The 25,574-nt window shown below is 66.2% G+C and carries 23 protein-coding genes; 21 read left to right on the top strand and 2 right to left on the bottom strand.

Features of this window, described 5'->3' with window-relative positions; all coding sequences use genetic code 11:
* Nucleotides 1–208: 208 nt before the first annotated feature.
* The 5 genes from AAK988_RS00705 (at nucleotide 209) to AAK988_RS00685 (ending at nucleotide 5,455) form a co-directional block, all read left to right on the top strand.
* Complete coding sequence (locus AAK988_RS00705; protein WP_172711589.1) at nucleotides 209–349, top strand: hypothetical protein; 141 nt, start codon at nucleotides 209–211, stop codon at nucleotides 347–349.
* Nucleotides 350–587: 238 nt separating this feature from the next.
* Nucleotides 588–2,372: an FAD-dependent oxidoreductase gene (locus AAK988_RS00700; RefSeq protein WP_369873312.1), complete on the top strand. Its 1,785-nt coding sequence runs from the start codon at nucleotides 588–590 to the stop codon at nucleotides 2,370–2,372.
* 576 nt (nucleotides 2,373–2,948) lie between these two features.
* Nucleotides 2,949–3,074, top strand: coding sequence for a hypothetical protein (locus AAK988_RS00695; protein ID WP_369880263.1), 126 nt, complete (start codon nucleotides 2,949–2,951; stop codon nucleotides 3,072–3,074).
* Nucleotides 3,075–3,154: 80 nt separating this feature from the next.
* The gene (locus AAK988_RS00690; protein WP_135970675.1) at nucleotides 3,155–3,736 is read left to right on the top strand and encodes a transporter substrate-binding domain-containing protein; all 582 of its coding nucleotides are present in this window, start codon (nucleotides 3,155–3,157) and stop codon (nucleotides 3,734–3,736) included.
* A 156-nt stretch (nucleotides 3,737–3,892) separates the two neighbouring features.
* Nucleotides 3,893–5,455, top strand: coding sequence for a helix-turn-helix transcriptional regulator (locus tag AAK988_RS00685; RefSeq protein ID WP_172711587.1), 1,563 nt, complete (start codon nucleotides 3,893–3,895; stop codon nucleotides 5,453–5,455).
* A gap of 69 nt (nucleotides 5,456–5,524) precedes the next feature.
* On the opposite strand, the gene AAK988_RS00680 is transcribed toward AAK988_RS00685, so the two are convergent.
* Complete coding sequence (locus AAK988_RS00680) at nucleotides 5,525–5,731, bottom strand: virulence RhuM family protein (RefSeq protein ID WP_321194130.1); 207 nt, start codon at nucleotides 5,729–5,731, stop codon at nucleotides 5,525–5,527.
* Between the two features lie 269 nt (nucleotides 5,732–6,000).
* Between AAK988_RS00680 and AAK988_RS00675 the strand changes: the two genes are divergently transcribed.
* Nucleotides 6,001–7,401, top strand: a complete 1,401-nt coding sequence (locus tag AAK988_RS00675) for an RNA-binding domain-containing protein (RefSeq protein WP_135970672.1) — start codon at nucleotides 6,001–6,003, stop codon at nucleotides 7,399–7,401.
* A 10-nt stretch (nucleotides 7,402–7,411) separates the two neighbouring features.
* On the opposite strand, the gene pdxR is transcribed toward AAK988_RS00675, so the two are convergent.
* On the bottom strand, nucleotides 7,412–8,803 hold the full coding sequence (gene pdxR / locus AAK988_RS00670) for a MocR-like pyridoxine biosynthesis transcription factor PdxR (RefSeq protein ID WP_369873313.1): 1,392 nt from the start codon (nucleotides 8,801–8,803) through the stop codon (nucleotides 7,412–7,414).
* Between the two features lie 382 nt (nucleotides 8,804–9,185).
* Here pdxR and AAK988_RS00665 point away from each other — a divergent pair, with 382 nt between their 5' ends.
* The 15 genes from AAK988_RS00665 (at nucleotide 9,186) to AAK988_RS00595 (ending at nucleotide 25,509) form a co-directional block, all read left to right on the top strand.
* The gene (locus AAK988_RS00665; protein ID WP_242370011.1) at nucleotides 9,186–9,812 is read left to right on the top strand and encodes a 4Fe-4S dicluster domain-containing protein; all 627 of its coding nucleotides are present in this window, start codon (nucleotides 9,186–9,188) and stop codon (nucleotides 9,810–9,812) included.
* A 125-nt stretch (nucleotides 9,813–9,937) separates the two neighbouring features.
* Entirely contained in the window at nucleotides 9,938–12,481 is a 2,544-nt protein-coding gene (locus tag AAK988_RS00660) for a molybdopterin-dependent oxidoreductase (protein WP_369873314.1), read from the top strand.
* A gap of 12 nt (nucleotides 12,482–12,493) precedes the next feature.
* Nucleotides 12,494–12,835: a hypothetical protein gene (locus tag AAK988_RS00655; protein WP_369873315.1), complete on the top strand. Its 342-nt coding sequence runs from the start codon at nucleotides 12,494–12,496 to the stop codon at nucleotides 12,833–12,835.
* Nucleotides 12,836–12,837: 2 nt separating this feature from the next.
* Complete coding sequence (locus AAK988_RS00650; RefSeq protein ID WP_369873316.1) at nucleotides 12,838–13,089, top strand: chaperone NapD; 252 nt, start codon at nucleotides 12,838–12,840, stop codon at nucleotides 13,087–13,089.
* A gap of 305 nt (nucleotides 13,090–13,394) precedes the next feature.
* A complete protein-coding gene (locus AAK988_RS00645) occupies nucleotides 13,395–14,240 on the top strand; it encodes a 4Fe-4S binding protein (protein ID WP_369873317.1) in 846 nt (281 codons plus the stop codon).
* Nucleotides 14,241–14,391: 151 nt separating this feature from the next.
* Entirely contained in the window at nucleotides 14,392–15,651 is a 1,260-nt protein-coding gene (locus AAK988_RS00640) for an ammonia-forming cytochrome c nitrite reductase subunit c552 (RefSeq protein WP_369873318.1), read from the top strand.
* Between the two features lie 356 nt (nucleotides 15,652–16,007).
* The gene (locus tag AAK988_RS00635; RefSeq protein WP_369873319.1) at nucleotides 16,008–16,673 is read left to right on the top strand and encodes a cytochrome c maturation protein CcmE domain-containing protein; all 666 of its coding nucleotides are present in this window, start codon (nucleotides 16,008–16,010) and stop codon (nucleotides 16,671–16,673) included.
* A gap of 3 nt (nucleotides 16,674–16,676) precedes the next feature.
* A complete protein-coding gene (locus AAK988_RS00630; RefSeq protein WP_369873320.1) occupies nucleotides 16,677–18,983 on the top strand; it encodes a heme lyase CcmF/NrfE family subunit in 2,307 nt (768 codons plus the stop codon).
* Nucleotides 18,980–19,693, top strand: a complete 714-nt coding sequence (locus AAK988_RS00625) for an ABC transporter ATP-binding protein (RefSeq protein WP_369873321.1) — start codon at nucleotides 18,980–18,982, stop codon at nucleotides 19,691–19,693. The genes AAK988_RS00630 and AAK988_RS00625 overlap by 4 nt, the downstream gene beginning before the upstream one ends.
* Before the next feature lie 102 nt (nucleotides 19,694–19,795).
* Nucleotides 19,796–20,551, top strand: coding sequence for a heme exporter protein CcmB (locus tag AAK988_RS00620; protein WP_369873410.1), 756 nt, complete (start codon nucleotides 19,796–19,798; stop codon nucleotides 20,549–20,551).
* A gap of 12 nt (nucleotides 20,552–20,563) precedes the next feature.
* A complete protein-coding gene (locus AAK988_RS00615; protein WP_369873322.1) occupies nucleotides 20,564–21,334 on the top strand; it encodes a cytochrome c biogenesis protein in 771 nt (256 codons plus the stop codon).
* A 45-nt stretch (nucleotides 21,335–21,379) separates the two neighbouring features.
* Nucleotides 21,380–21,571: a hypothetical protein gene (locus tag AAK988_RS00610; RefSeq protein WP_369873323.1), complete on the top strand. Its 192-nt coding sequence runs from the start codon at nucleotides 21,380–21,382 to the stop codon at nucleotides 21,569–21,571.
* Between the two features lie 115 nt (nucleotides 21,572–21,686).
* Nucleotides 21,687–22,100 (top strand): DUF454 family protein, encoded by a 414-nt coding sequence (locus tag AAK988_RS00605; protein ID WP_369873324.1) that lies wholly within the window; start codon nucleotides 21,687–21,689, stop codon nucleotides 22,098–22,100.
* Nucleotides 22,101–22,475: 375 nt separating this feature from the next.
* A complete protein-coding gene (locus AAK988_RS00600; protein ID WP_369873325.1) occupies nucleotides 22,476–24,938 on the top strand; it encodes a molybdopterin-dependent oxidoreductase in 2,463 nt (820 codons plus the stop codon).
* Between the two features lie 25 nt (nucleotides 24,939–24,963).
* Nucleotides 24,964–25,509 carry a 4Fe-4S dicluster domain-containing protein gene (locus tag AAK988_RS00595; RefSeq protein WP_369873326.1) on the top strand — a complete coding sequence of 182 codons (546 nt, stop codon included), beginning with the start codon at nucleotides 24,964–24,966 and terminating at the stop codon, nucleotides 25,507–25,509.
* Nucleotides 25,510–25,574 lie beyond the last annotated feature (65 nt).

Raw genomic sequence — 25,574 nt, 5'->3', positions numbered from 1 at the left:
ACTCCATTGTAGGAATGCTGGAGCGGCCACCCGGGAAAGGCCCCAACTTGAAACGCCCCCGATGCCAACCTGCCTTTTCGGCAGCTTTTCAGCTGTGGTATACGTTATCAACGTATAGTCGTGTGCGCTGTACGGCAATGTGCCTGCGAACCTGCGAAGCGCTCAGATTCTGTGCGATCACATGGAGGGCGAGGAGGCACAACTCATCATGTTCGGCTACGCCACCGAGGCCCGCGGGATCGAACGGGCCCTCCGCGAAGTGGACGACTACCTGGTCCTCGTGGCGGAAAGGGAAACAGAGCAGATCGAGGCATCTGAAAGCCCGATGGCGGGAGGTTCCGAAGAATAGACGAGGCAAGATGCTCCTTGCTGCGGTCGGGAAAGGTTCTTGTTGGCGCCCGATGGACGGCCTTTCCAGAGAAATGCCTGATCGTTGATGCCCTCGGGTGAAATGCCCGATATTCTGTCCAATGAGATGTTCCCTCCTTCTGCCCGATACGCGCGGGCTTGGAATCGTGAATAGTGGGGGTGCGGAGTCAAGGGGCTCCACGGAGACTATCGGTTCCATTACGAAGAAGGGGATGGACATGAAGCAAGAACTGCAGAACGTCTCTCGGCGCGAATTTCTCAAGCGCTCGGCCGTGGTCGGCGCCGGCGCCGTCGCTGCGGCGGGGATGCTGAGCGCATGCTCGACGGAGCAGAACGAGGACGTGAAGGTCGCCTCCACGGGAAGCGACATCAATTGGGACCACGAGGTTGACATCGTGATCGTGGGCTATGGCGGAGCCGGCGTGACCGCCGCCATTTCGGCCCAGCAGGCCGGCGCGAGCTTCCTCGTGCTGGAGAAGGACACCGAGGCCCGCGGCGGCAATACCGGCTGCACCGGCGGTTGGACCATCGGCAAGGACGTCGAGTCTGGCTTCAACTACTTCAAGTCGCTCTGCCGCGGCGTGACGCCCGACGAGGTGCTCCGCGCCCACGTGGAGGCCTTCCACAAGTTCCCGGATTTCGCCCGCAGCATCGGCATCGAGCCCGACTACAAGAAGTACAACTTCGTGTACCCCTCCGTACCCGGCGCCACCGAGTTCGGCGACGGCACCAAGGACAGCAAGGCGTCGTTCCGCTGCGCGAAGCCCGGCGAGAACACGAACACCACCTGGCAGCGTTTTGCCGACGCGGCCCGCGACATGGGCATCAGCGTGGAGGACGGCAACGTGCTCGTCGCCACGCCGGCCACGCGCCTCATCCAGGATCCGAATACCAAGGAGGTCATCGGCGTCACGGCCATGACGGGCGTCCAGTTCGACATTCCGAGCTACACCTGGTCGGGAGGCACCGAGATCAACATCAAGGCCAACCGCGCCGTCATCCTGTGCTGCGGCGGCTACGAGAACAGCCCGGAGATCCGCGACAACTTCGGTGCGCATCCCCATGGTGCCTACGTGACCTTCTACGGCACGCCCTTCAACCAGGGCGACGGCATCCGCATGGCGTCGGACGTGGGCGCGAAGCTGTGGCACATGAACAAGAAGGAAGTCCATGCCCTGGCGAACGTGCCGGCCACCCAGGCCACCGGCATCGGCATCGTGGTGGACGCCTACGAGGCCAAGGGCCACGACGACGCGCCGGCCACGAAGTCCTCCTTCTTCATCAACCGCTTCGGCAAGCGCTTCCAGAACGAGAGCTTCTACCACGGGCACACCGACCGTACCCAGGCCTGGGACCGCTTCGTGCACGTGCACGGCAAGGACGATGCGGGCATCGAGTTCGCCGACGAGGTGGGTCCGGAGTTCGCCGACTACATCAACCTGCCGTTCTACTGGATCTTCGACCAGGCCATGTTCGATGCCGGTCCGCTGATCTCCGACCATGAGGAGAACTACCGCTTCGCGCTCCAGCACGGGCTGTTCACGGCCATCGACAACCAGGAGTGGGTGGACAACGGCTGGGTCATGAAGGCCGACACCATCGAGGAGCTGGCCGCCCAGATCGTCGCCAAGGACTACTGGGGCCAGACGGTGGGCGTCGATGCGCAGGCCCTGGCCGAGACGCTGGCCAAGTTCAACGAGTACGCGGCCGCCGGCGAGGATCCGGAGTTCGGACGCCCCGCCGAGACCATGCAGCCGCTGGCGGGCCCCTTCTACGCCATGGAGTTGTGCGAGTGCCAGACCAACACCGACGGCGGTCCGGAGCGCAACGAGTTCTGCCAGACCATGAACCACTACGGCGAGCCCATTCCGCGCCTGTACAACTGCGGCGAGTGCGGCTCCATCTGGGGTGCCATGTACAACGGCGGCGGAAACATCCCCGAGACCTACTCCACGGGCATCATGGCCGTCGAGCATGCCATGACCCTGGAGCCCCTGAGCTAGCTTTTCCCCGACGGCCGACCGCATGGGGAGCCGCCCCTCCCTCCCGCTCCCCATGCGGCCCCTGCCGCGGTTCCTGCCGTGATGTGATTACTGGAGGTAAGATGATGGGCAAGAAACGTCTCCTGCTGGCGGCGATCTCGCTGTGCGCCGTGGCGGCCTTGGCGGCCTGCTCGCCGCAACAGGCGCCTACGGGCGGCGAGTCCGACGATGGGGGCGCACCCGCGGTCGAGGCGGTCGCGTGGTCGGCCGACTCCGACTGCGCCTCGTGCCATGCCGAGGAGAGCGCTGCAGCCGCCGATGCGGCAACGGGATCCGGATTCCATGCGGGCCAGGGCGTGACGTGCGCCACCTGCCATGCCGACGAGGCCATGGGCGAGGTGCACGCCGATTACGCGACGGCGCGGCCGCCCTCCGAGCTGCGGAAGACCGAGGTGCAGCCCGAGACGTGTCTGACCAGCGGCTGTCACGACCAGGCGCAGCTCAAGGAGAAGACGGCCGCCGCGACGGTGCTGACGGACAACAACGGCATGACGGTGAACCCCCCACGATCTGCCCGTCAACGAGGATCACGCATCGGTGACCTGCGTCATGTGCCACGAGATGCACGGAAGCGACCCGGTGGAGGAGGTGGCGCCCCAGAAGTGCCTTGGATGCCACCACAAGGGCACCTACGAGTGCGGCTCGTGCCACGGAGACGAATAGCAAGTCGGGCCGCGTGCCGGGAGAGGCGTGCGGCCCGGCCCTGTACCATGACAATGAACGGAACATGAAAGGAGGGGCGTATGAACGCACTTCCCAAAACCTTGGCGGCCCTGGTCCTGATGGCGGCGCTGTGCGGGCTGGCGGCCTGCGCGAACGACGACGGGGCCGCCTCGCAGCCGGCGCCCGAGTCGGCCGCCGAAGAGACCGTGGCTTCTGCGGAAGCCTCCGAAGCGGAGGCCCCCGAGGTGGAAGCGCCGGCGGCGCCCGAGGTGTACGCCCTCGCGATCGACCCCGCCCAAGCGCCGGCCCAACGACGCGATTCCCACAGCGATTGGCTGACCATCGACGAGGAGATCTGCGCGGCCGTGGCCAACGATCAGGATTTCCGCATCGAGTACACGTACTTCAACGAGGATCCCGACGACGCACTCGCTGCGGCCGAGTCGGGGGAGGTCGCCGGCGTCGTCGGGGGTGTGGCCATCACCGATGACGCGAAGACGGCATTTGATTTCTCCGACCCGTACTTCGAGGACGCCGACGGCGTGGCCTACGGGCTCGCCGTGCCCAAGGGCCAAAGCGCCGAGCTTCTCGAGGCGTTCAACGCGGGGCTGGCCGACATCAAAGCGAACGGAAAGTACGAGGAGATCATGGGCAAGTACTAGGAGCGGAGCGTGCGGGGAAGCCGGCTGGCTGACCGGCGCCTTCGCAGGCTGGATAGACGGTAAAGGATGGCGAACGGCTCGAAGGGGCCGTTCGTCTATCGGCGTTGGTCCCGCATGGGCCAGACGTCGGAAGGTTCGGGAGGGGAGGCGCATCCTATGAGGAAGAGGGAGGCGAGCCGGGCAGACATGGCGAAGGCGGGGGAGGGGACGGCACGGGAGAGCCGCCGTCAGCGTATCCTCGACGAGCGGAATCGCCGGGTGCGCATTCCGACGCTCGGAGCGGCCATCGACGAGTCGGTCGGCACGGCCATTCTCATGGTGGTTGCGTTGGTCGTGATCGGCGTGTGGGTCAATTTGGTTGGGCACAGCCCGATCTTCCTCGATTCGATCATCGATTCCAGCTACTACGACATGGGGCGCAACGTGTACCTGCTCGGGCGCGTGTGCGTCGCGCTGGCCATGGTGGCCCTCTATCGGGTGCTGGGGCGGTATCTCGCCGAGGCGTGCGCCTTGGCGTGCTGCGTGCTGTGCGTCGTCACCTGTCTGCACGGCTTCGGCGCCCATCAGACCCTGATCGACTCCGTTCCCGTGGAGCTGCTGTGCCAGTTCCTGATGGGCATGTGCTATCCGCTTATCGTGGCCACGTTCCATATCACCATTGCCACCAAGCTGCGCATCGAGGCCGCTGTGGCGGTCATAGCCGTCGCCCAGGCCGTCGAGCAGGTCGCCTCGAACAGCCTCAACGCCCTGTTCACCTCGGGCTCCGCCGTCATTCTGTGCATCGCGTTCCCCTTGGTGGCCTGCGCCGCCTTCCTGCGAGTGAACAGGCGCCCGGACGCGGCTCATCCGGAAAGGGCGACGGGCCGCATCGTGGGCTGTGCCGTGGCCCTCATTCTGGCCTCGCAGATGGCCCTCGCCATGGCATCCGCTGTGAGCACCGTGGGATTCTGGAGCAACGTGCGCCCGGATTACTACACCGAGGACAGCGTCCAGGCCCTCGCCCAGACGGTTATCGCCGCGATGCTGGTGCTGGCGCTCAGCTATCTGACGCTGTACCGCCGCATGCGCGATGCGCTCTCCGTTCGCTACCAGTTGCCGTTCCTCGTGGTCATCGCGGCTTTCTTCTGCGCGAGCGTTCCGTCGTTCTTCGGAGAGAGCATGGTCGCCCTCGATACGGTGACCCTTGCCATCGAGTTCTTCGCCCACGTGTTCGCCTGGACGGTCATCGTGTCCGCCATCCAGCGGTTGGACGTGCCGCCGCTGATGCTGGTCGGCGCGGCGAATCTCTTCCACGCGGGAATTCGCTTCGCCGCGGAGTCGCTCGAAGGCATCTCGGCCGCCTCGGCGAGCGCGACCATCGCCATCATGTGCTACGGACTGATTGTCGTGGCGGCATTGAGCGCTCCCGTCATCGGCGGAGCCTACGGCAGCGGCGAAGTGGCGCCGCCGGCCGCCGAGGCCGGCGACATGCTCGGCGAGCTGCAGCGGCGGTGCGAGGCCCTCGGCGCGCATTACGGCCTGACGGCCCGAGAGGTCGACGTGTTCGTGCTGATGGCGCAGGGGCGCACCCAGACGCGCATCGAGGAGGAACTGACGCTGTCGAAATCCACGGTAAAGACCCACATAGGCAACATTTTCTTGAAACTCGGCGTCCATTCCAAGCAGGAACTCATCGACCTGGTGTTCCGCACGCCCGAGGACGACACCGCAGCCCCGTGATCGTGGCCGGCCGCCCTGGCATCGAGCCGTCTCCGCGGGAGGGTCCTCGGCCATGCCGGCCGCCCTGGCCTATGCGGGGCTTTCGCCGTCGTTGAGCGGCTTCTTCAAGTGGTAGTTGATGGTGTTGGTGCCCACGTCGTAGAGGATGCCCATCATCTTCTGGGTGAGCCAGACGTTCTCGTCGGCGTAGACGGCATTCACCTCGCTCTCGCCCGTGGCGGTGATGAACGTGAGGTACTCGGCGACACTCGATCGAACGATGAGCTCATCGGCCACGGCGATCCTTTCTCCGGCAGGGGTGATCACCATGCCATATCGGGCGGTTGGCGAACCGAGAAAGGTGCTCTGTCGCGAGGGGGTGAGGCGGCTGCCCCGAGCGTGGTCGGCCATCCTCGCCTTCTGTCCGAATCAGGCCCTTGTGGGGGCTTCGACGCTGGAACGAATGTCCTCTTGAGGGTGCCTCGGCTAAAGAAATTTCCCTTATTTTTTCCTCTATTCCCTTATTTTTTCCTCTATTCTGCTAGGAAACGAGCGAAAGGGGCGTTATGGAGCGCGAGGTATTCGAGGCCATTCTTCGCCAAGGGGAATCTACGACGGTGGAATTCAAACGCTGCGGGACCAACCCTGGCCCCGATGCGCTCGAGACCATCTGCTCCTTTGCGAACCGGAATGGAGGGAGCCTCTTCCTCGGCGTGACCGACAACGGGGAAGTGACGGGGGTTCCGTCGGCAAACTTGCTCGAGATACAGCGCAACCTGATCAACTGCACCTACAATCCCAACCTTTTCAACATGCCGCCGAGCCTGGAATTCGAGTCCATCGAATACGATGACCGCTCGGTACTTCGAGTGTGGGTGCCGCCGACTCAGGGAGTTTTCCGGTTCAAGGGACGGGTGTACGATCGCGTGGCCGATGCCGACGTGGTCTTGAAAACGGATTCCCAGATATCCTCTCTCTACTTGCGGAAGTACACCGTTTTCACCGAGCAGCACATCTTTCCCCATTTGCGTATGGAGGATCTGGAACTCCCCCTCATCGAAGAGTGCCGTAAGCGTGCGGTTCTTCGCCGACCGGGACACCCGTGGGGACAGATGGACGATTTCGAGTTGCTGAGAAGTGCCCAGCTCTATATGAGGGATATCGAGACGGGTGCCGAGGGATTTAATCGCGCTGCCGCGCTGCTGCTTGGCAAGCCGGAGGCCGTGTTGGCGGCGTGCCCCGCCTATAAGACCGACGCCGTGTTCCGCAAGGACGATCCCGACCGCTACGACGATCGCGCGACCGTGCGGGACAATCTCATAATCGCCTATGATCGGCTGAGGGAATTCTGCGCAAAGCACCTTCCCGATCCGTTTTATTTGGAGGGAGATGTGCGCATCAGCGTGCGCGATATTGTCGTGCGCGAGGTGGTGTCCAACACGCTCATCCATCGCGAGTTCACGAGCCCCTTTCCCGCGAAGCTCGTCATCGACGACGCGGGCTTGCGCACAGAGAACGCGAGCCGCGCCATTTTTGAGGGGCGTCTGACGCTGGCCGACTTCAACCCCATGCCGAAGAACCCGATCATCGCCAATTTCTTCACCCAGATTGGCTATGCCGAGGAGCTGGGCAGCGGGCTGCGCAACTTGGAGAAGTACTCCAAGCCGTTCCTCGGTGCCGATCCTGCGCTCCGGGAGGGCGATGTGTTCGTGACTCAGATTCCTCGGGAGATCGAGCTGGTTCCCGGGTCGCACCCGGCGGAATCGATGAAGGAGACAACGCGCCTGGCCATTCTCGCTCTTCTGGAAGAGAGAGGGTCGCTGTCGGCCTCGGAAGCAGCCGGCGAAGCGAGGGTTACGGCGAAGACCGCTGCGAAGTACCTGAAGGGCTTGGTGGCTGAGGGTTTGGCCGAGCCCGATGGCAACGCGAGAACGCGACGGTATTATCGAACGGGAATGATGCGTTGATGGGCCACCCCTACCCGAACCACGCCCGGGCCAGGGCTTCTATGCCGGGGCGGATGTCTTCCTCGCGGATGGAGCTGAAGCCGACGAGCACGATGCCGCCGGGGCGGTGGGCGGGGTCGGCCCAGTACTTCTTCGTGGGGTACACGGCCACGTCGGCCGCCGCGGCCGCGGCGATGAGCTCGTCCTGGCCCCGGCCGTCGCGCACCCGCACCAAGAGGTGCAGGCCGGTGCCGCACTCCAGCACTTCCACGCGCTCGCCCATGCACTCACGCAGCGCAGCGGTGAGGGCGTCGTACTTGCGGCGGTTCTTCGCCTGCACCCGGCGCAGGTGCCTGTCCCACGAGCCGTCGGTCATGAAGCGGGCCAGCACCTTCTGGTTCAGCCACGGCACCGGCGAGTAGGAGTTGGCGAACAGCTCGCGCCAGCGGGCCAGCAAGGGCTCCGGCAGCACCAGGTAGTTCATGCGCAAGGCCGGCGAGAGCGACTTCGAGAACGTGCCCATGTAGATGACGCGCCCGCGGGTGTCCATGGAGGCCAGCGGCGGCAGCGACCGTTCCCGGTAGCGGAAGTCGCGGCAGTAGTCGTCTTCCAGGATGTAGGCGTCGGTGCGCTCGGCCCAATCGAGCACCCGCTCGCGTATGTCCGTGGGCATGATGCGGCAGGTGGGAAACTGGCTCGACGGCGTCAGGTACACGAGTCGCGCCCCCGAGGCCTCCAGATCTTCCAGGAACGCGTCGTAGCCCTCCGTCACCCGGCACGGCGCGATGGCGAAGCGGGCCCGCTCGATGACCGAGCGCACCCCGTCGTAGCCCGGGTCCTCCATGGCCACGGTGTCCGCGGCGCCGTCGAACAGGGCCAGCAGGTTCTGCACGCTCGTCTGGGTGCCGCCCTGGACGATGACCTGGCTCGGGGTGCAGTCGATGTCGCGTTGGGTGGCGATGCGCCAGGCGATGGCCACGCGCAGGGCCTCCTCGCCGAAGGGGTCGTTGTAGGCGTCGCAGCCGGCGCTTTCCACCGACAGCAGCACGTCGTCGGTGATGGTGCGCCAGGCGAGTGCCGGGAAGGTGCCCGGCTCCAAATCGCCGTAGGTGAAGTCGTAGCGGGTCCGCCGCGCCGGCGACCCCAGCAGCACGGCGCAGGCGGGGGAGGCGGCCGTGGGCTGCAGGTAGGCCACGTTCTGCACCACGTACCCGCTGCCCGGCCGGCTTTCCACGTAGCCCTCCTGGGTGAGCAGGTGGTAGGCCTGCTCCACGGTGTTGCGGGCGCAGCCGAGATCGCCGGCGAGCCCCCGGATGGAGGGGAGCTTCGCCCCTGCGGGCCGCGTGCCGTCCTCGATATCGGCCCGCAGCTGATCGAAGAGCTGCTGGTAGAAGGGGATGTCGCTGTGCTCGTCCAGGTGCATGGGGCTCCTTTGGGGCTCTTCCGGGGTCGGGAGCGCGGGGTACTCTGATTCGCTCAGACAGTCCTCGCTTTGGAGAACAGGACGTTTAGTCCTGTTCTCGTCGCTGTGGAACTCGCTCGGTCAGAGCACCCCGCGCTCCCTCTACGCTCAACCTTGGTCGAAGGGGAGCGCATTGTTTCCTGACTCAGAAGCTTAGCAAATGTGGACGGTTGGTGGAGGCGTCCCCTGGGAAGTTTTTCAACCGTCCCCATGAATTAGCGGGGAACTGTCCCTTCGCGGGCGGGCCGTCCCCATCGTAGACTGTGCGCCGAACTTCGGTGCGGGCCGCAGTTGCGCCCCCGCGCCGCCCGTCATCGCGCAAGGGGAAGGGAGAGGATCCGCCATGCGTCTTTCGGCCGTTGCCGCCCTCGCGGCGGCCGGCGTGTTCGTCGCCGGCACCGCCTACGCTGCCGCGCCGTCGCCGCTGCCGCTGCTGCGGCCGCCCGGCGCCGGCGAGCCGGCCCGCTTCGCGGCCCGCTGCGTGCGGTGCGGGCGCTGCCTGGAGGCCTGCCCCTACCAGGCCATCCACGCCGCTCCGCTGAATGCTGGCCGGGAGGCTTCCACGCCGTTTCTGAACGCCCGGGCCCAGGCCTGTCGCCTCTGCCGGGACTTCCCCTGCGCCGCGGCGTGCCCCACGGGAGCTCTGGAGATGCCAGCCGAGCGCAAGGCCGCCGCCATGGGGGTGGCCGTTATCAACGAGGACACCTGCCTGTCGTTCCAGGGCATGCGTTGCGAGGTGTGCTACCGGGCCTGCCCGCTCATCGACGAGGCCATCCGCATCGACTACCGCCCCCGCGAGGGGGATGCCATTCACGCGGTGTTCGCGCCCCAGGTGATCGACGAGGATTGCGCCGGTTGCGGCCTGTGCGAGCAGCGCTGCCCGGTGAGCGACCCGGCGCCGGCCATTGTGGTGGTGCCCACGGGCGCCGACGAGGCGGCCTACACGGCCCGGCGCAACGGCGAGGCGTGACGACCGGCGCCACAGCAGCGCGTGACGACCGGTGCCGCGATGCCGGCCGACGCGGTCGGCGGCGCGGGCGGCGTATTTCAGGAACTCGGGGCCGGGTGCGGCCCCCGAACCATAAGGGAGGAACTATGGAACTGACTCGACGGAACTTCGTGAAGACCACGGCCGTGGTCCTGGCCTCGGCGGCCGCCGCCGGCACCATGGGCGGCTGCTCCTCGTCGCTGGCCGGCACCGGCGACGACGCCGCGGCGACGGGCGGCGACACCACCAAGACCGTGGGCGTCTGCCGCTTCTGCGGCTGCGGCTGCGGCGTCATCGTGGAGGCCAAGGACGGCAAGGTGATCTCGGTCACGGGCGACCCGGAGAATGGCTCGAGCCGCGGGCTCAACTGCGTGAAGGGCTACTATTTGGCCGGCGCCCTCTACGGCGAGGACCGCCTGACCCGCCCGCTCATCCGCGACGACAAGGCCACCAAGGGCACGCCGGACGGTTTGCGTGAGGCCACCTGGGACGAGGCGCTCGATCTGGTGGCCGGCAAGCTCCGCGACACGTGGAAGGCCGACAAGAGCCGGCTCGCCTTCTGGGGCAGCGGCCAGCAGCCCATCGTGGAGGGCTACTGCCAGGCGAAGTTCTGGAAGGCGGGCCTGCTCTCCAACAACATCGACCCCAACGCGCGCCTCTGCATGGCCAGCGCCGTGGTGGGCTTCATGAACGTGTTCCAGACCGACGAGCCGGCCGGCTGCTACGCCGACATCGACGAGACCGACACCTTCGTCACCTGGGGCGCCAACATGGCCGAGGCCCATCCCATGCTGTACTCGCGGCTGACGGCCCGCAAGCTGGCCGACGCCAACGTGCGCCACTACGACGTGACCACCATGACCACGCGCACCTCCGCCTCGGCCGACAAGGTGCTCACCTTCCGCCCCGGCTCCGACATCGCCATCGCCAACGCCATCGCGAACTACCTCATCGTGAACGACAAGTACGACCACGCCTTCGTGGCCGACCACGTGCAGTTCAAGCAGGGCACCGAGAACCTCGGCAACGCCACCGACGACGGCTACGACAAGTCCGACATCGGCCAGGCTGTGGACAACGTGGAGCCCATCACCTTCGAGGCCTTCGCCGCACGGCTCGCCCCCTACACGCTCGAGTACGCTTCCGAGCTCTCCGGCGTGCCCGCCGAGGACATCCAGGAGCTGGCCGAGGTGTTCGCCGACAAGAGCCGCAAGGTGCTCTCCCTGTGGACCATGGGCGTGAACCAGCACAACCGCGGCACCTGGATGAACCACTGCATCTACAACATCCACCTGCTCACGGGCCGCTACGCGCTGCCCGGCGACGGCGCCTTCTCGCTGACGGGCCAGCCTACGGCCTGCGGCACGGCCCGCGAGGTGGGCACCTTCTCCCACCGCCTGCCGGCCGACCTGGTGGTGAAGAACCCGGATCACCGCCGCTACACCGAGGCCATCTGGGACTTGCCCAACGGCTACCTCGACGCCATCGAGACGCCGGGCTACCACACGGTGAAGATGTTCCGCGAACTTTCCAAGGGCGGCATCGACTTCCTCTGGAGCGCCCACAACAACTGGGCCGTGTCCATGCCGAACCTCACCCGGTTCCTCGGCAAAGGCGAGATGAAGGGCATCAACGACGCCTTCATCTGCGTGGCCGAGGTGTACCCGACCCTGTCCTGCCAGTACGCCGACGTGGTGCTGCCCGCGGCCATGTGGGTGGAGCGCGAGGGCGCCTTCGGCAACGGCGAGCGCCGCACGGCCGTGTTCGAGAAGGCCGTGGACGCCCCCGGCGAGGCGAAGTGGGACCTGTGGATGCTCATGGAGATCGCCAAGCGCGTGCTGGCCGGCGAGCAGATCGGCGGGGAGGACGCCTTCGACCACCTGTTCGGCGCGTGGTACGACGCCGACGCGGCCGCCTTCAAGGGCACCGACCGCGAGGTGTGCGCGAGCATCTGGGAGGAGTACCGCACCTTCTCCAACCCCGACCTGAACCCCGACGCCGCGGCCATCAACACCGAGGCCAAGCTGAAGATGGAGGCCAAGCAGCTGGCCCCCTACGAGGAGTACATCCACAACCACGGCCTCACCTGGCCCGTGCGCGAGGTGGACGGCCAGTGGAAGCCCACGCTGTGGCGCTTCTGCGACGGCCCCCAGGAGGACGGCTTCGACCAGTTCGGCGTCGAGCAGTACGGCGAGCACGACAAGGCCGGCGGCGTGAGCTTCTACAAGTCCGCCGATAAGAAGCCCTCGGTGGTATTCCGCCCCTGGGAGCCGCCGGCGGAGGAGCCGACCGATGAGTACCCGTTCTGGTTCTGCACCGGGCGCTTGCTGGAGCACTGGCACACCGGATCGATGACCCGGCGCGTGCCCGAGTTGAACCGGGCCCTGCCCGAGGCGCTGCTGGACATGAACCCCGCCGACTGCGAGCGCTTGGGCGTGACCGACGGCGACCGCGTGCGCGTGACCTCGCGCTTCGGCACCTGCGACATCACGGTGTCCACGGCCGGCCGCACCCGTCCGCCCGCGGGCATGGTGTTCGCGCCGTTTTTCGCGGAGGAGACGCTCATCAACCTGGTGGTGCAGGACACCTACTGCCCGCTGTCCAAGGAGCCGGACTTCAAGAAGACCTGCGTTTCCATCGAGAAGATCTAGGGAGGGAATACCATGGAGAAAATGAAGAAGTCGAAGGTTCTGACCACCTGCGTACTGGCCGGCGTGCTGGGAGCGGCGGCCCTGGTCGGGTGCTCCCAGCCGGTGGCCGAGACCGGCGCCACCTACAACCCCGGCGAGCCGCCGCTCATGACGGCGAGCCACGAGGGCCGCTACGAGAGCCTGGGGGCCGCCGGCTGCTACGGCTGCCACGGCTCTAGCGACGAGGCCGAGGTGTTCCTGGCCACGGCGCCGGCGCTGCCCGAGGACCACTACGCCGACGGCGACGCGTCCTCGCGCCAGGTCGACGGCCCCCGTGCCGAGTGCATCACCTGCCATCCGGTGGCCCAGGAGTAGCCATGGAAGAGGAGAAGGTGGTCATCTCGTCGCTTGTGGTGGAGGCGCGGCCGGAGTCGGTGGACGAGGTTGCCGCGGCCCTGGCGGCCATGGAGGGGGTGGAGGTGCATGAAGTGAGCGGCTACAAGATCGTCGTCACCATCGAGGCTTCCTCCACCGGCGCCTCCCACGCGCTGTCGAGCCGCTTCGTCTCGGTGCCGGGCGTGCTGAACGTGAACCTGGTGTACGTGAACTTCGAGGACGAGACGCTGTAATTCCGCCGTTGCTACGCAACGTCGGATTACGCCGATGCTGCGGTTCCGACAGGCACCTGCCCTTGCCCCTTGTTTTGGGCACGGCGTTGGCCCAAGCCAACTTGGCCCAAAGGCGGGGCAATTGCAGGCACCTGCCGGAACCTCGCTGACTTCCTTGGGCGAACCAGCGAGCGGTTGTATAAGAGGAGAGCTCGCTTGGTTGGAACACCCTGTATCTCCTCTACGCATTGCCAATTGTTGAGGAGTGAACTGTGGCTCGCACTGTCGGAAAAATTACCCTTGTTAGGCGTATCGTGCAGGTTTGCATGTTGGTGTTGTTCTGCTTGCCGCCGCTGTTGGCCGGGTGGGGGCTGGCGGGGCTGTTCGCCGGGGGCGATGGGGAAGTGGCCACGCCGGCCGAGGGCGTGTTCTTCGGCAGTTTGTCCTCTTCCAGTGTCAGTGGCGTCACGCTGTTCGATCCCTTGGCGGCGTTGGAGGTGCTGGCGGCTTCCCGGAGCCTGTTGGTAGCGTCGGCGCTGGCAGGGGCGCTCCTCGTGGCCGTGGTCTACGGGCTCGTGCGGGCCCGGGCCTTCTGCAGCTGGGTGTGCCCGGTGAACCTCATCGGCGAGGGGGTGGATGCCGCCCGGCGCCGACTCGGCATCGCGGTGCCCGAGTCCACGGTGCCGCGCCGCGCGAAGATCGGGGTGGCCGTGGCCGTCGTGGCGCTGTCGGCCCTGGTGGGATTCCCCGTCTTCGAGCTGGTGTCGCCCATCGGCGCGGTGAACAAGGGGCTCGTCTTCGGCGGCTTCGCCGGCCTGGGTACGCTGGTGGCCATCGTCATCGCCGAGCTGCTCGTCAGCCGGCGGGTGTGGTGCCGGTCGCTGTGCCCCTTGGGCGGCACGTTCCAAGTGCTCGGCCGCGCCGGCCAGGTGAACGTGGCCATCGACCATGGCGCCTGCATCCACTGCGACAAGTGCCGCGAGGCCTGCCTGGCCGACCCGGCCATTTTGGATGCGCCCCTGGCCGGAGCCGACGTCATCGTGCGGGCCGGCGACTGCATGGCCTGCGGTGCCTGCGTGGACGCGTGTCCGACCGACGCCCTGCGCTTCCGCCTGGGACGCCCGCGCAAGCCAGCTGCTGCGCCGGCCGACGAGGCTCTAACGGCTCTGTGACGTCCATGGCGGTGTCATGGAACCGTCCCCATGAAACATCGCGCAACTGTCCCTTTCCGCAGGTAAGGGCCCTGCGATAGGCTGGGGCCGACGAGGAAGGCGCCCCGCTGGGGGTGCCGTTGAACCGGTCGTAAGACAAAAGGAGGGAACCATGAAGAAATCGCATCTGCGCACGGTCGCCACGGCGGCGTGCACCCTGGCGCTTGTGGCGGGGCTGGCCGCCTGCGCCCCGGCCACCTCGGGCAACCCCGAGGAACCGGCCACGGGCGGTACCGCCCCGGAGGCGCCGGCCGAGACGCCCGAGGCCGACGAGTTCGGCGTGGTGCTGGCCGATTCCTGGAAGGACATCTACCCGGGCCAGTACGCCACCTATAAGGCCAACGAGTCCAACAGCCCCGACGGCAAGATGAACTACCTGGAGGAGTACCCGGAGCTCACCACCATGTATGCCGGCTACGGCTTCGCCAAGGGCTACGACGAGGCCGCGTCCCACAGCTTCACCCTGCACTCCATCAGCGAGACGCCCCGCGTGAACGACAAGACCCTGGCCAACTGCATCACCTGCAAGACGCCCCAGTTCACCGCCATGGTGAACCGTGAGGGCGACGAGGTGTACGCCCGGCCCTTCGCCGAGGTGCTCGCCCAGATGAGCGAGCCCATCAGCTGCTACAATTGCCACGAGAACGACCCGACCCAGGTGGTGGTCACCCAGAAGCACTTCGCCAACGCCATCGGTGCCGATGCCGCCAACGTGCCCGTGGAGGCCCAGACCTGCGGCCAGTGCCACAACGAGTACTACTTCGATCCGGACACCAAGGCCACGAGCAACCCCTACACCGACCTGGCCGGCATGGACGCCGAGGCCATTCTCGCCTACTACGACGAGATGGGATTCAAGGATTGGGAGCACCCGGACACCGGCGCCCCCATGCTCAAGGCCCAGCACCCCGAGTTCGAGACCATCTACGGCGGCGAGCAGTCGTCCATGGCGAAGCAGGGCTACAGCTGCGCCGACTGCCATATGGCGCCCGTGGAGGACGAGAACGGCGAGTACAGCTCCCACGAGCTGAAGAGCCCGCTGGAGAGCCCCGAGGTCATGGAGCAGTGCTCCGGTTGCCATAAGGACCTGGAGGGCGAGGTGCGCGCCTGGCAGAAGGAGGTCACCGACCGCGAGCACGCCATCGCCGCTGACATCAAGCGCTACACCGACGAGCTGGCCGCCCAGAAGGACGCCCTCGACGCCGACAAGCTGGCCCAGGCCCAGCAGATCCAGCGCCGCGCCCAGTTCTATTGGGACTACGTGATGGTGGAGAACTCCGAGGGCGCCCACAACTACAAGGCCGCCCACGCGAACCTCGACAAGGCCGAGGCCCAGCTGGAAGAGGGCTTCAAGCTCCTCGGCATCGCCTAGGGCCGCAGCGAACCCACCCATCGACACGGCGGGAACCCTCCCTTCCCGCTGACGACGCCGACGCGCACCCATCCGTGGTGCGCGTCGGCGCATTCAGGTGGGACGCCCTACCGGGCAAGCTGTCCCACTTTTGCCGGCGGTGAAGTAGGACAGCTTACCCGGTAGGGCGTCCCACTTCGCCGCAGGGCGACGGCTCCGTCCGACCTCCCCATTGCGAAAGTGTTGCGTTTGCGCTGATCTGCTGGTTTCGGTGGAGTTTTCGTGCCGCCGCGGACGGGTTTCGGGGATACTGGCCGTTGGTAATTTTCAGACCGTCGGGGAGGCCGGTCTGGCTCATCGACGGAAACAGGAGGATTATGAACGCGAAGATGAAGAAGAGGATGATCGCCGTCTCCGGCGTCATCGTCATCGTGCTCATCCTGGTGCTCGCCTTTGTGGGCGGCAACACCGCCGCCACCACGCTCTCGGTGGCCGAGGCGGCGGAGAACCCCCAGGCGGGCCAGAAGGTGCAGGTGTCGGGCAACGTGGTGCAGGATTCCTTCTCCACCACCGACAACGTGCTCACTTTCAAGATCTACGACCCGGCGGGCGATCCGGCCCAACAGCTGGAGGTGCGCTACGACGGCGCCGCCTCCTCCACCTTCGGCAACGACGTGACCGCCATCTGCACCGGCAAGATCAACGACGCCGGCGTGCTGGAGTGCAGCAACCTCGTCACCAAGTGCCCCTCGAAGTACGAGAACGCCGACAGTGCCCTCACCGTGGACCAGCTGCTCGGCTACGGCGACGAGGTCGTCGGCAAGGTGGTGAAGGTGGCCGGCACCGTGGGCGAGGGCACCCTGAAGGCCGCGGGCCAGGGCGACCGCTTCGTGCTCGTCGCCACCGAGGCCGAGGGCTCCATCCCCGTCGCCTTCGACGGCGCCCTGTCCGACGAGGTGGTCGACGGCGCCTCCGTGGTGCTCACCGGTTCGCTCGCCGAGGACGGGAAGTTCGCCGCCACCGACGTCGCGCTGGAGGGTTAGGCCATGGGTGTCTCTATGATCGGCCTTCTCGGCCTGCTCGTGGCCTTCGCCGGCTGCGTGATCTCGGTGCTGTGCCTGGGCGTGGCCCACGTCCTGTACCGGAAGCGCTCCTTCGAGCGCTCCGAGACCTTCGCCTGGGGCGGGCGTCTGGCCGCGGTACTCGTGGCCGCGGCGCTCACGCTGTGCTGCGCGGTGCTCGTGTGGTGCTTCTTCACCGGCGACAACACCATCCAGTACGTGCTGGACAACCGCTCCAACTCCGTGTCGGACATCGCGTGGCTCTACAAGCTGGCCGGGCTGTGGGCCGGGCGCCAGGGCTCGCTCCTGTTCTGGGCGTGGCTCATCGCCGTGTTCAACAGCGTGCTCGTCTTCGCCACCCGCAAGGACGTGCGCCCGCTCGACAACGGGGCGCTCTGCATCGCCCAGCTGGTGCTGACCGCCTTCGTGTCGGTGCTGCTGTTCTCCGAGGCGAACATGCCCTTCCTCACCACCGATTCCCGGTACTTCGCCGAGAACGGCATGCTGAACGCCGCCGCCTCCATGCGCTCCATGAACGCGCTGCTGGAGCACTGGGCCATGGCCATCCACCCGCCGACGCTGTTCATCGGCTACGCGGGCCTCACGCTGCCCTTCGCCTACGCGGTCTCGGCGCTCATCGTGAACGACGACTCGACCCTGTGGGTGAACCGCTCCACGGGCTACCTCATGTTCTCGTGGCTGCTCCTCGGCATCGGCATCGGGCTCGGCGCCGTGTGGGCCTACGTGGTGCTCGGCTGGGGCGGCTACTGGGGCTGGGACCCGGTGGAGAACGCCTCGCTTCTGCCCTGGCTCGTGGGCGTGGCCCTCATCCACTCCTTCACCGTGTACCGCCAGCGCGGCGCCTTCAAGCGCTGGAGCGTGTTCTGCGCCTGCCTGGCGTTCTGCTTCGTGGTGCTGGGCACCTTCATCACCCGCTCGGGCCTCGTGCAGTCGGTGCACGCCTTCGAGGGCGACCCGGTGTCGCTCGTGATGTTCGGGGCGCTCATCGTGCTGTCGCTTTTGGCCGGCATCGTGGGCCTTGTCGTGCGCCGCAAGAGCTTCGGCGCGGTCAATGCGGCCGATGACGACATCGAGTCCATGGCGTCGAAGGAGGCGGCCTACTACGTGAACAACCTCATCATGGTGGTGTTCGCGGTGCTTCTGGCCTACATGACCGTGTCCTCGGCCCTGCCGAGCTGGCTGCCCTTCGGCGGCCAGTCCCTGTCGGCGGGCACCTACAACGCCATTGCCCGCCCGCTTGGCATCGCGTACCTGGCCGTGCTGGCCATCTGCCCGCTTCTGGGCTGGCGCCGCACCGACAAGAAGGCCTTCTGGCGCGCCGCCCGGGTGCCGGGGCTGTGCGCGCTTTTGCTGTTCATCGTGCTGATGGTGTACTTCGCCACGTACCTGCTGCCCAGCTACAACGCCATGATCGCCATGGGCGGCACCATCGCCGAGGGCCTGCTGGAGCAGGGCGCCCCGGTGTACTACAACGGCCTTACCGTGGTGGGCTTCGCCGTGGCGAGCCTGCTGTTCTTCAACGCGCTGTTCATGGCCGTGCGCTCGCTCAAGCGCTCGGCGGGGAAGGTGCGCCGGCGTCTGGCCCTGTTCGGCGGCTCGGTGGCCCACGCGGCCATGGGCATCATCCTCGTGGGCCTCATCGGCTCGTCCATGTACGTCACCGAGGTGACCGACTACATCCCCTACAACGAGGACGAGGACGCCACGGTGGCCCCCTTCGTCATCCAGGACTTCGAGTTGCAGTACACCGGCAACAACATCGAGGAACTGGGCAACGGCAACGTGAAGTACACGGTGTACTTCGATGCCTACCGCGACGGCCAGTTCGTGGGCAAGGTGGCCCCGGCCGTGCAGGTCGTGGGCGCCACCCAGCAGCAGAAGCTGGAGGCCAGCGTCATCAGCTTCCCGCTGGAGGACCTCTTCGTGGTGTACCGCGGCGTGAACGAGAACGGCGACTTCTCCATGGACGTGCGCGTGAACCCGCTCATCTCGCTCGTGTGGGTGGGCTTCGGCCTGCTCATGGCGGGCTGCCTCATTCCGCTGTTCGCCAAGCGCACTGCCCGTCGCGACGACGACCCGGCCGATGAGCCGGCCCGGGCGCTGGCCGAGGACGAAGGCGACGGGGAAGCGGTGGCCGTGGCCGTCGCAACCGAGGAGCCCGAGCGCCCCGACCCGGTGGAAGAGACCGTGGCCGAGGAAGTGGCCCTGGTGGAAGACGCCGAGGGCGACGCGGCCGCCGACGCCGATGGGGCGGAAGGCGCCGCGCAGTGAGCGCCGCCATTTGCGTGGAGCACCTGACCAAGTCGTTCGGCGGCCGCAAGGCCGTCGACGACTTGTCGTTCTCGCTGCCTGAGGGCGCGTTCCTCTCCGTGTTCGGGCCCAACGGCGCCGGCAAGACCACGCTGCTGCGCATGCTGGCCACGCTGTCGCGCCCCACGGAGGGCTCCATCACCCTGGCCGGCATCAACTTGAAGGAAGAACCGGAGCGGGCGCGGGCCTCCATCGGGCTCATCTCCCACAACCCCATGCTGTACCCCGACCTCACGGCCGAGGAGAACCTGCTCTTGTTCGCGAGGCTCTACGGCGTGGCCGACCCGCAGCGCCGCGTCATCGAGCTTTTGGACGCCGTGGGCCTCAAGCACCGCCGCCTCGATCGGGTGCGCACCTTCTCCCGCGGCATGACCCAGCGCGTCTCCATCGCCCGGGCGCTGGTGAACGACCCGGCCGTGGTGCTCTTGGACGAGCCCTATTCCGGCCTCGACCCCCACGCCATGGCCATCTTCGACGAGCTCATCGCCTCGGTGCGGGCGAACCGCACCTTCGTCATGGTGAGCCACGACTTGGAGAAGGGCCTGTCGCTGGCCGACCACGTGCTCGTGCTCGCCCGCGGCCGCAAAGTGGCCTTCGCCGAGAAGGAGACCCTGGCGGTGGACGAGTTCCACGACCTGTACCGCTCCACCGTCGGATTGGGGGTGAGCTAGGTGACAAAGGATATGCAGCGAGCAGACGTGGGGTGTTCCGACCGAGCGAGTTCCACAGCGAACGAAACAGTCCAGTGGACTGTTTCGCAGAGCGAGGACTGTCTGAGCGAATCGGAATACCGCGCGGCTGATCGCGGAGAGGTAAGAAGCTCTCTCTGCAAAGCCCCCTCCACTTGGACCCAGTGCAAGACGCTGCTGGGGAAGGACTTGAAGGCGGAGTTCCGCACCAAGGACATGATCGTGTCCATGGGCATTTACGCCTTCCTCGTCATCGTGGTGTTCGGCGTGGCGCTCTCCTTCGCCCGGCCCGGCTCGGAGTTCCTGGAAGTGTCCGGCGGCCTTCTGTGGGCGCTCGTGGTGTTCACGTCGCTGTTGGGCCTGAACCGCTCCTTCGCCAAGGAGACCGAGAACGGCTGCCTGGAGGGGCTTCTGCTCGCGCCGCTCGACCGCGGGGTGATTTTCCTCGCCAAGGCCACGGCCAACCTGGTGTTCCTGCTCGTGGTGGAAGTGGTGGCCGTGCCGCTGTACTGGGTGTTCTTCTCCAGCTTCGCGGCCCCGGCCGATACGGGCTGGCTGCTTGTGGTGCCGCTTTTGCTCGGCAGCGTGGGCATCGCCGGCATCGGCACCATGCTCTCCACCATCACGGCGGCCACCCGCGGCAAGGACGTCATGCTGGCGCTCCTGTTCGTGCCCGTGGTGTTCCCGCTGCTGTACGCCTGCGTGTCCGCCACCACCTGTGCGCTTGTGGGCGGCGATGTGTTCGCCGACGGATTTGCGACCTCACTCGCGCTCGCCGGCGGCTACGATGTGATTATGATTTTGGCGTCGTGGGTTCTTTACGACTTCGTTGTTAACTGAGAGGAGGACCGTGTGTCCGATAAGAAGTTGAAGCTGCCCGAGGTGGGGCAGTGGCCCGACAAGCTGGTGGCGCCGGCGCTCATCGCGGGCGCCGTGCTGTCCACGGTCGGGTTCCTCATGGCGTTCTTCTACGTGGCGCCGGTGGGAGGGGCCACGGTGAACGGCGCCGAGCTCATCGGGGATGTGATGGTGTCCCAGAAGATGCTGCTGTCCCAGAAGATCTTCTACTTCCACATGCCCGTGGCCATCACCTCGTTCATCGCGCTGGGCTTCGGGTGCTACTACGCCGTGCGGTTCCTCATGACGAAAAACCAGCGGTTCGACACCTGCTCGCGCATCTGCCTGGAGATCGCCCTTCTGTTCGTGGCACTCACCATGATCACCGGCGAGATGTGGACCCGCTTCGAGTGGGGCGTGTGGTGGAGCTGGGAGCCGCGGCTGACCACCTACCTCATCCTCATGCTCATCGTGATCGCTTACTTCGTGCTGCGCAGCTCGGTGGACGAGCCGGAGCGCCGCGGCACCTTCGCCGCCGTGGTGACCATCATCGCCACCATCGACGTGCCCATCTGCTTCATGATCACCCGGCTCATTCCCTCGTCCATCCACCCCGTGGTGCTGCGCGAGGGCGGCATGAGCCCGGAAATGGGCCTGTGCGTGGGCCTGTGCGCCCTAGGCATGCTGTGCGTCGGCTTCGTGCTGTACCGCGCCCGCTTCAACCAGGTGCGCCTCACCCAGCGGGTGGAGGCCCTGAAAGAGACCCTCGACGACGAGCGCGCCTAGGCGCCCCCTCCTGTTCCGCAACGACTTTGAAGAGAAAGGCCCCTTATGAACCCCATTCTCGCTGATATCTACTCCACCATCCTGCCGTCGGCGCCCTACATCATCGCGGCCTACGCGCTTCTGTGGGTGGCCCTGCTCGTGTACGTGCTCGTGGTCTTCCGCGGCACCAAGAAGGCCGAGGCCCAGCTCATGCTGCTGGAAGAGGCCGTGGCCGACCGCGCCGCGAAGGGCGAGTAGCGTCCGGTTCGGAATAGCCCGTTCGGGCGATGCCCGTTTGCGCAAAGCCGCGTAGCATGCACGGTGGAGAAACGCCGCTGCATGGTGCGCGGCTTTTAAGATGAGGAGCCACCCTGTGAACGTTGTTTTGCGCTATGCCATTCTCGGTTTCGCCTGGTTCTGCGTGGGCGCGGCCGTGGTCGGCGTGTTCGTGCCCGTGCTGCCCACCACGCCGTTGCTGCTTCTGGCCACCTTCCTGTTCGGGAAGTTCTCGCCGCGCTGCCACCGCCTCATCACGGGCTCGAAGATACACCGCTCCTACGTCGTGCCCTTCAAGGAGGCCGGCGGCATGCCCGTGAAGGCGAAGATGCGCATGCTGCTCATCTCGTTTTCGGTGCTGGCCGTCTCGGCGGCGCTGGTGCAGAAGCCCTTCGTGTGGTGCATCCTGGGTGCCGTGGCCGTCTTCCTCGTGTACCTCATGGTCGTGCGCATTCCCACGGTAGGCGAGAGCGATGTCGTCCGCGACGCCGAGGTGGAAGCCGAGGGGTAGATGCGGGCTTGAATCGAGAACTTCAACGGCAGTCTGTCTTCTGAGCCACCCCCAAAACCCCTTCCAGGCGGGAACTGCGGCGATAGTTCCCGCTTTTGTTTTCGCTATGCACAGCGTGGTCTTATTTCGCGACTTCTCAAGAATCTTTAGAAGATGAGGGCGTAACTTCTCAAAATTTTTGAGAAGTTACGAGAAACCTGCCGTGATCCCGCCACTACCGAGCGGTTTCTTCAAATGGGCGGCTGGCCATGGCCTGTCACGTCAACACCGGGACTGCTATGTGACCAATGTTGGGCGGAAGACCCAGCTCCCCTCTTTCTATACTGAATTTACTCAGTGTCAAGGCACTGCGTATCAGAGAGAAAGAGGAGGACTATGGAAGAGAAAGAGCAACTTGCTCCCACCGAGTTCGTGCACGACGGGAAGCTGACCCGCCGTACCTTCGTGAAGGGCGCCGGTTGGCTGACCATCACTTCGGCGGTGGGCGCTGCGGTGGTGGGCTGCGCGCCGGCCGAGAAGTCGTCCGAGGAGCTGGCGTCCACGGGCGCCGAGCCGGTGGCCGACCCGGAGGAAGGCTTCACCTACAAGAGCGCCTGCTGCTCGGTGAACTGCACTTCGCGCTGCCATTTGCGCGCCCGGGTGAAGGACGACCGCATCTACACCGTCACCCCGGGCCAGATGCCCGGCCGCGACGACTACGCCAACTGCTGCCTGCGCTCCATCGGCCTGGGCACCCGTACCCATGACGAGTCCGTGCGCGTGCTGCATCCCATGAAGCGCACCGGCGAGCGTGGCTCCGGCGAGTTCGAGCAGATTTCCTGGGAGCAGGCCATCGACGAGATCGCCGAGCGCATGGAGGCCTCGAAGGCCCAGTACGGCCCCGAGTCCTGCGGCTTCTACTCGTTCACCGGCAACCTTTCGAAGCTGTCCTGGGAGGCGCCCACCCGGTTCGCCGGCTGCTACGGCGGCACCGCCTTCGACATCGAGGGCATCATGGGCGACCACGGCGCCACCATGGGCATGACGCTCTGCTTCGGCCAGGGCCGCGGCGCCCACGACACGCGGGACTACCTGAACTCCAAGATGGTGGTGCTGTGGGGTCGCAACGTGGCCGACACCCACACTTCCGAGTACCGCTATCTGGTGAAGGCCCGCGAGAACGGTGCCAAGATCGTGGTGGTAGACCCGCGCCTGTGCTCCACGGCGGCCATCGCCGACCAGTGGATTCCCATCAAGGCCCAGACCGATCCGGCCCTGGCCCTCGGCATGATGAACGTCATCATCTCCAAGGACCTCCACGCCAAGGACTGGCTCGTGGCCAATTCCGTGGCGCCCTTCCTCGTGCGCGAGTCCGACGGCGCGATGCTGCGCGACGGCGAGGGCGAGGACGCCGCCTGGATGGTGTGGGACGAGACCGCCGGCAAGGCGGTGCCCAACACCACCGAGGGCGTGAAGGGGGCGCTCTCTGGCACCTTCGACGTGGACGGGGAGCCCTGCCGCACGGCCTTCGACCACCTGGTGGACGAGGTGTCGAAGTACACGCTGGAGTACACCGCCGAGATCACGGGCCTCGACCCCGAGGTCATCGAGACCTTCGCCATGGAGTACATCAATGCCCAGCCCGCAGGCATCCGCATGGGCCAGGGCATGCAGCGCGTGTGGAACTCCCACTCGCCCTTCCGCACCGTGGCCACCCTGGCCGCCGTGGCTGGCTACATCGGCGTGGAGGGCGGCGGCGCGTCCCATGCGGGCGGCACCGCCTCCATCCGGTCGACGCCGGGCATCACCATCCCCGCGTTCAACTACGACGAGTGGGCGGACACCGGCGCCAACGAGGTGAACATGGTGAAGAGCTCCACCACCTACGAGCAGATCCTCACCGGCAAGCCCCATCCCATCGACTTCATGTGGTTCGCCAACTCGAACTTCATCAACATGAGCCCGGATTCCAACAAAATCATCAACGAGGTGCTGCCGAAGATCTCCACCATCGTGACCGTGGACCCCTACTGGACCTGGACGGCGAAGTACTCCGACTACGTGCTGCCGGCCTGCAACTACTGGGAGAAGTGGGACTTCCTCGACCGCTCGCCCTGGGTGTTCTTCCAGAGCCCGGCGGTGACGCCGGCCGGCGAGAGCAAGTCCGACGTGGAGATCATGTCGCTGTTGGCCGCCAAGGTGGGCCTGGGCGATTTGTGGGCGAAGACCGACGAGGAATGGGTGCGCAGCTTCGTGAACGAGGAGCATCCGGCCTGGGAGGGCTTCGACTTCGATACCGTCGTGGCCGACGGCATCTGGGGCCGCCCCGATGGCATCTACGACTCTCAGATTGTCTTCGCTGACGGCGTGTTCGCCACTCCGTCCACCAAGTTCACGTTCTACAACGACGATCTGGTGGAATTCCAGGAGGAGGTGCCCTGCTACAAGCCCATGCTGGAAGACCCCAAGGGCCCGCTTGGCGAGAAGTACCCGCTCGTGTTCCTGCAGTACCACGACCGCATGAACGTGCACACCCAGCACATCGGCATCCCGGCCCTGGCGGGCATTCAGGACGAGCCTCTGCTGGAGATGAACCCGGTGGACGCCGAGGCGCGCTCCATTGCCGACGGCGATGTGGTGAGCATTGTGAACGATCGCGGCGCCTGCAAGATGAAGGTGTTTTTGACCGAGGGCATCGTGCCGGGCACGGTGGCCACCCAGAGCGGCTGGACTCCCGACTACACCATCGAGGGCAACTACCAGACCCTCACCCACTTGACGTTGAACCCCACAGAAGAGCATATTTCCCAGACCTGCACGGCGTTTTACGACGTGTTGGTGGAAGTAGAGAAGGCGTAGGTGCGACATGGCTAAGCAATATGGAATGGTAATCGATACAAGCCGCTGCATGGGCTGCCAGACCTGCGTGGTGGCGTGCAAGGTGTCCAACGACGCTCCGGGCGACATCTACTGGGGCCACGTGGTGAGCCTGGACGGCGAGGACGTGTATCGCCCCACGGGCACGTTCCCCAACGTGAAGATGAACTTCCGCCCCACTCTGTGCAACCATTGCGCCGAACCGGCCTGTGTGGCGAACTGCCCCACCGGCGCCATGGCCAAGCGCGAGGACAACGGCGCGGTAGTGGTGGACACGGAGGTGTGCATCGGCTGCGGCACCTGCGCGAGCGCGTGCCCCTACGGGGTGCCCCAGATCGACGAGGAAGCGAGCGTGTCCTCGAAGTGCACGATGTGCTTCGACCGCCAGGATCACGACCACGCGCCCTGGTGCGTGCAGGCCTGCCCGGCCGAGGCCCGCTTTGCCGGCGACTTGAACGATCCGGAGAGCCCCGTGGCGAAGTACATCGCCGAGAAGGGCGCGGTGCCCTACCTCGAGGAGCACGGCACGGTGCCTTCGGTATACTACGTGTAACATGACGCGGGCCGGCCGTCCCGGTGAGGGGCGACCGGCACCGGGGCCCGACCCTGCGGAAGGGC

The organism is Adlercreutzia muris, from assembly GCF_041223505.1.
GTDB lineage: Bacteria > Actinomycetota > Coriobacteriia > Coriobacteriales > Eggerthellaceae > Adlercreutzia > Adlercreutzia muris.
This window is presented reverse-complemented; position numbering and strand designations above follow the sequence as displayed.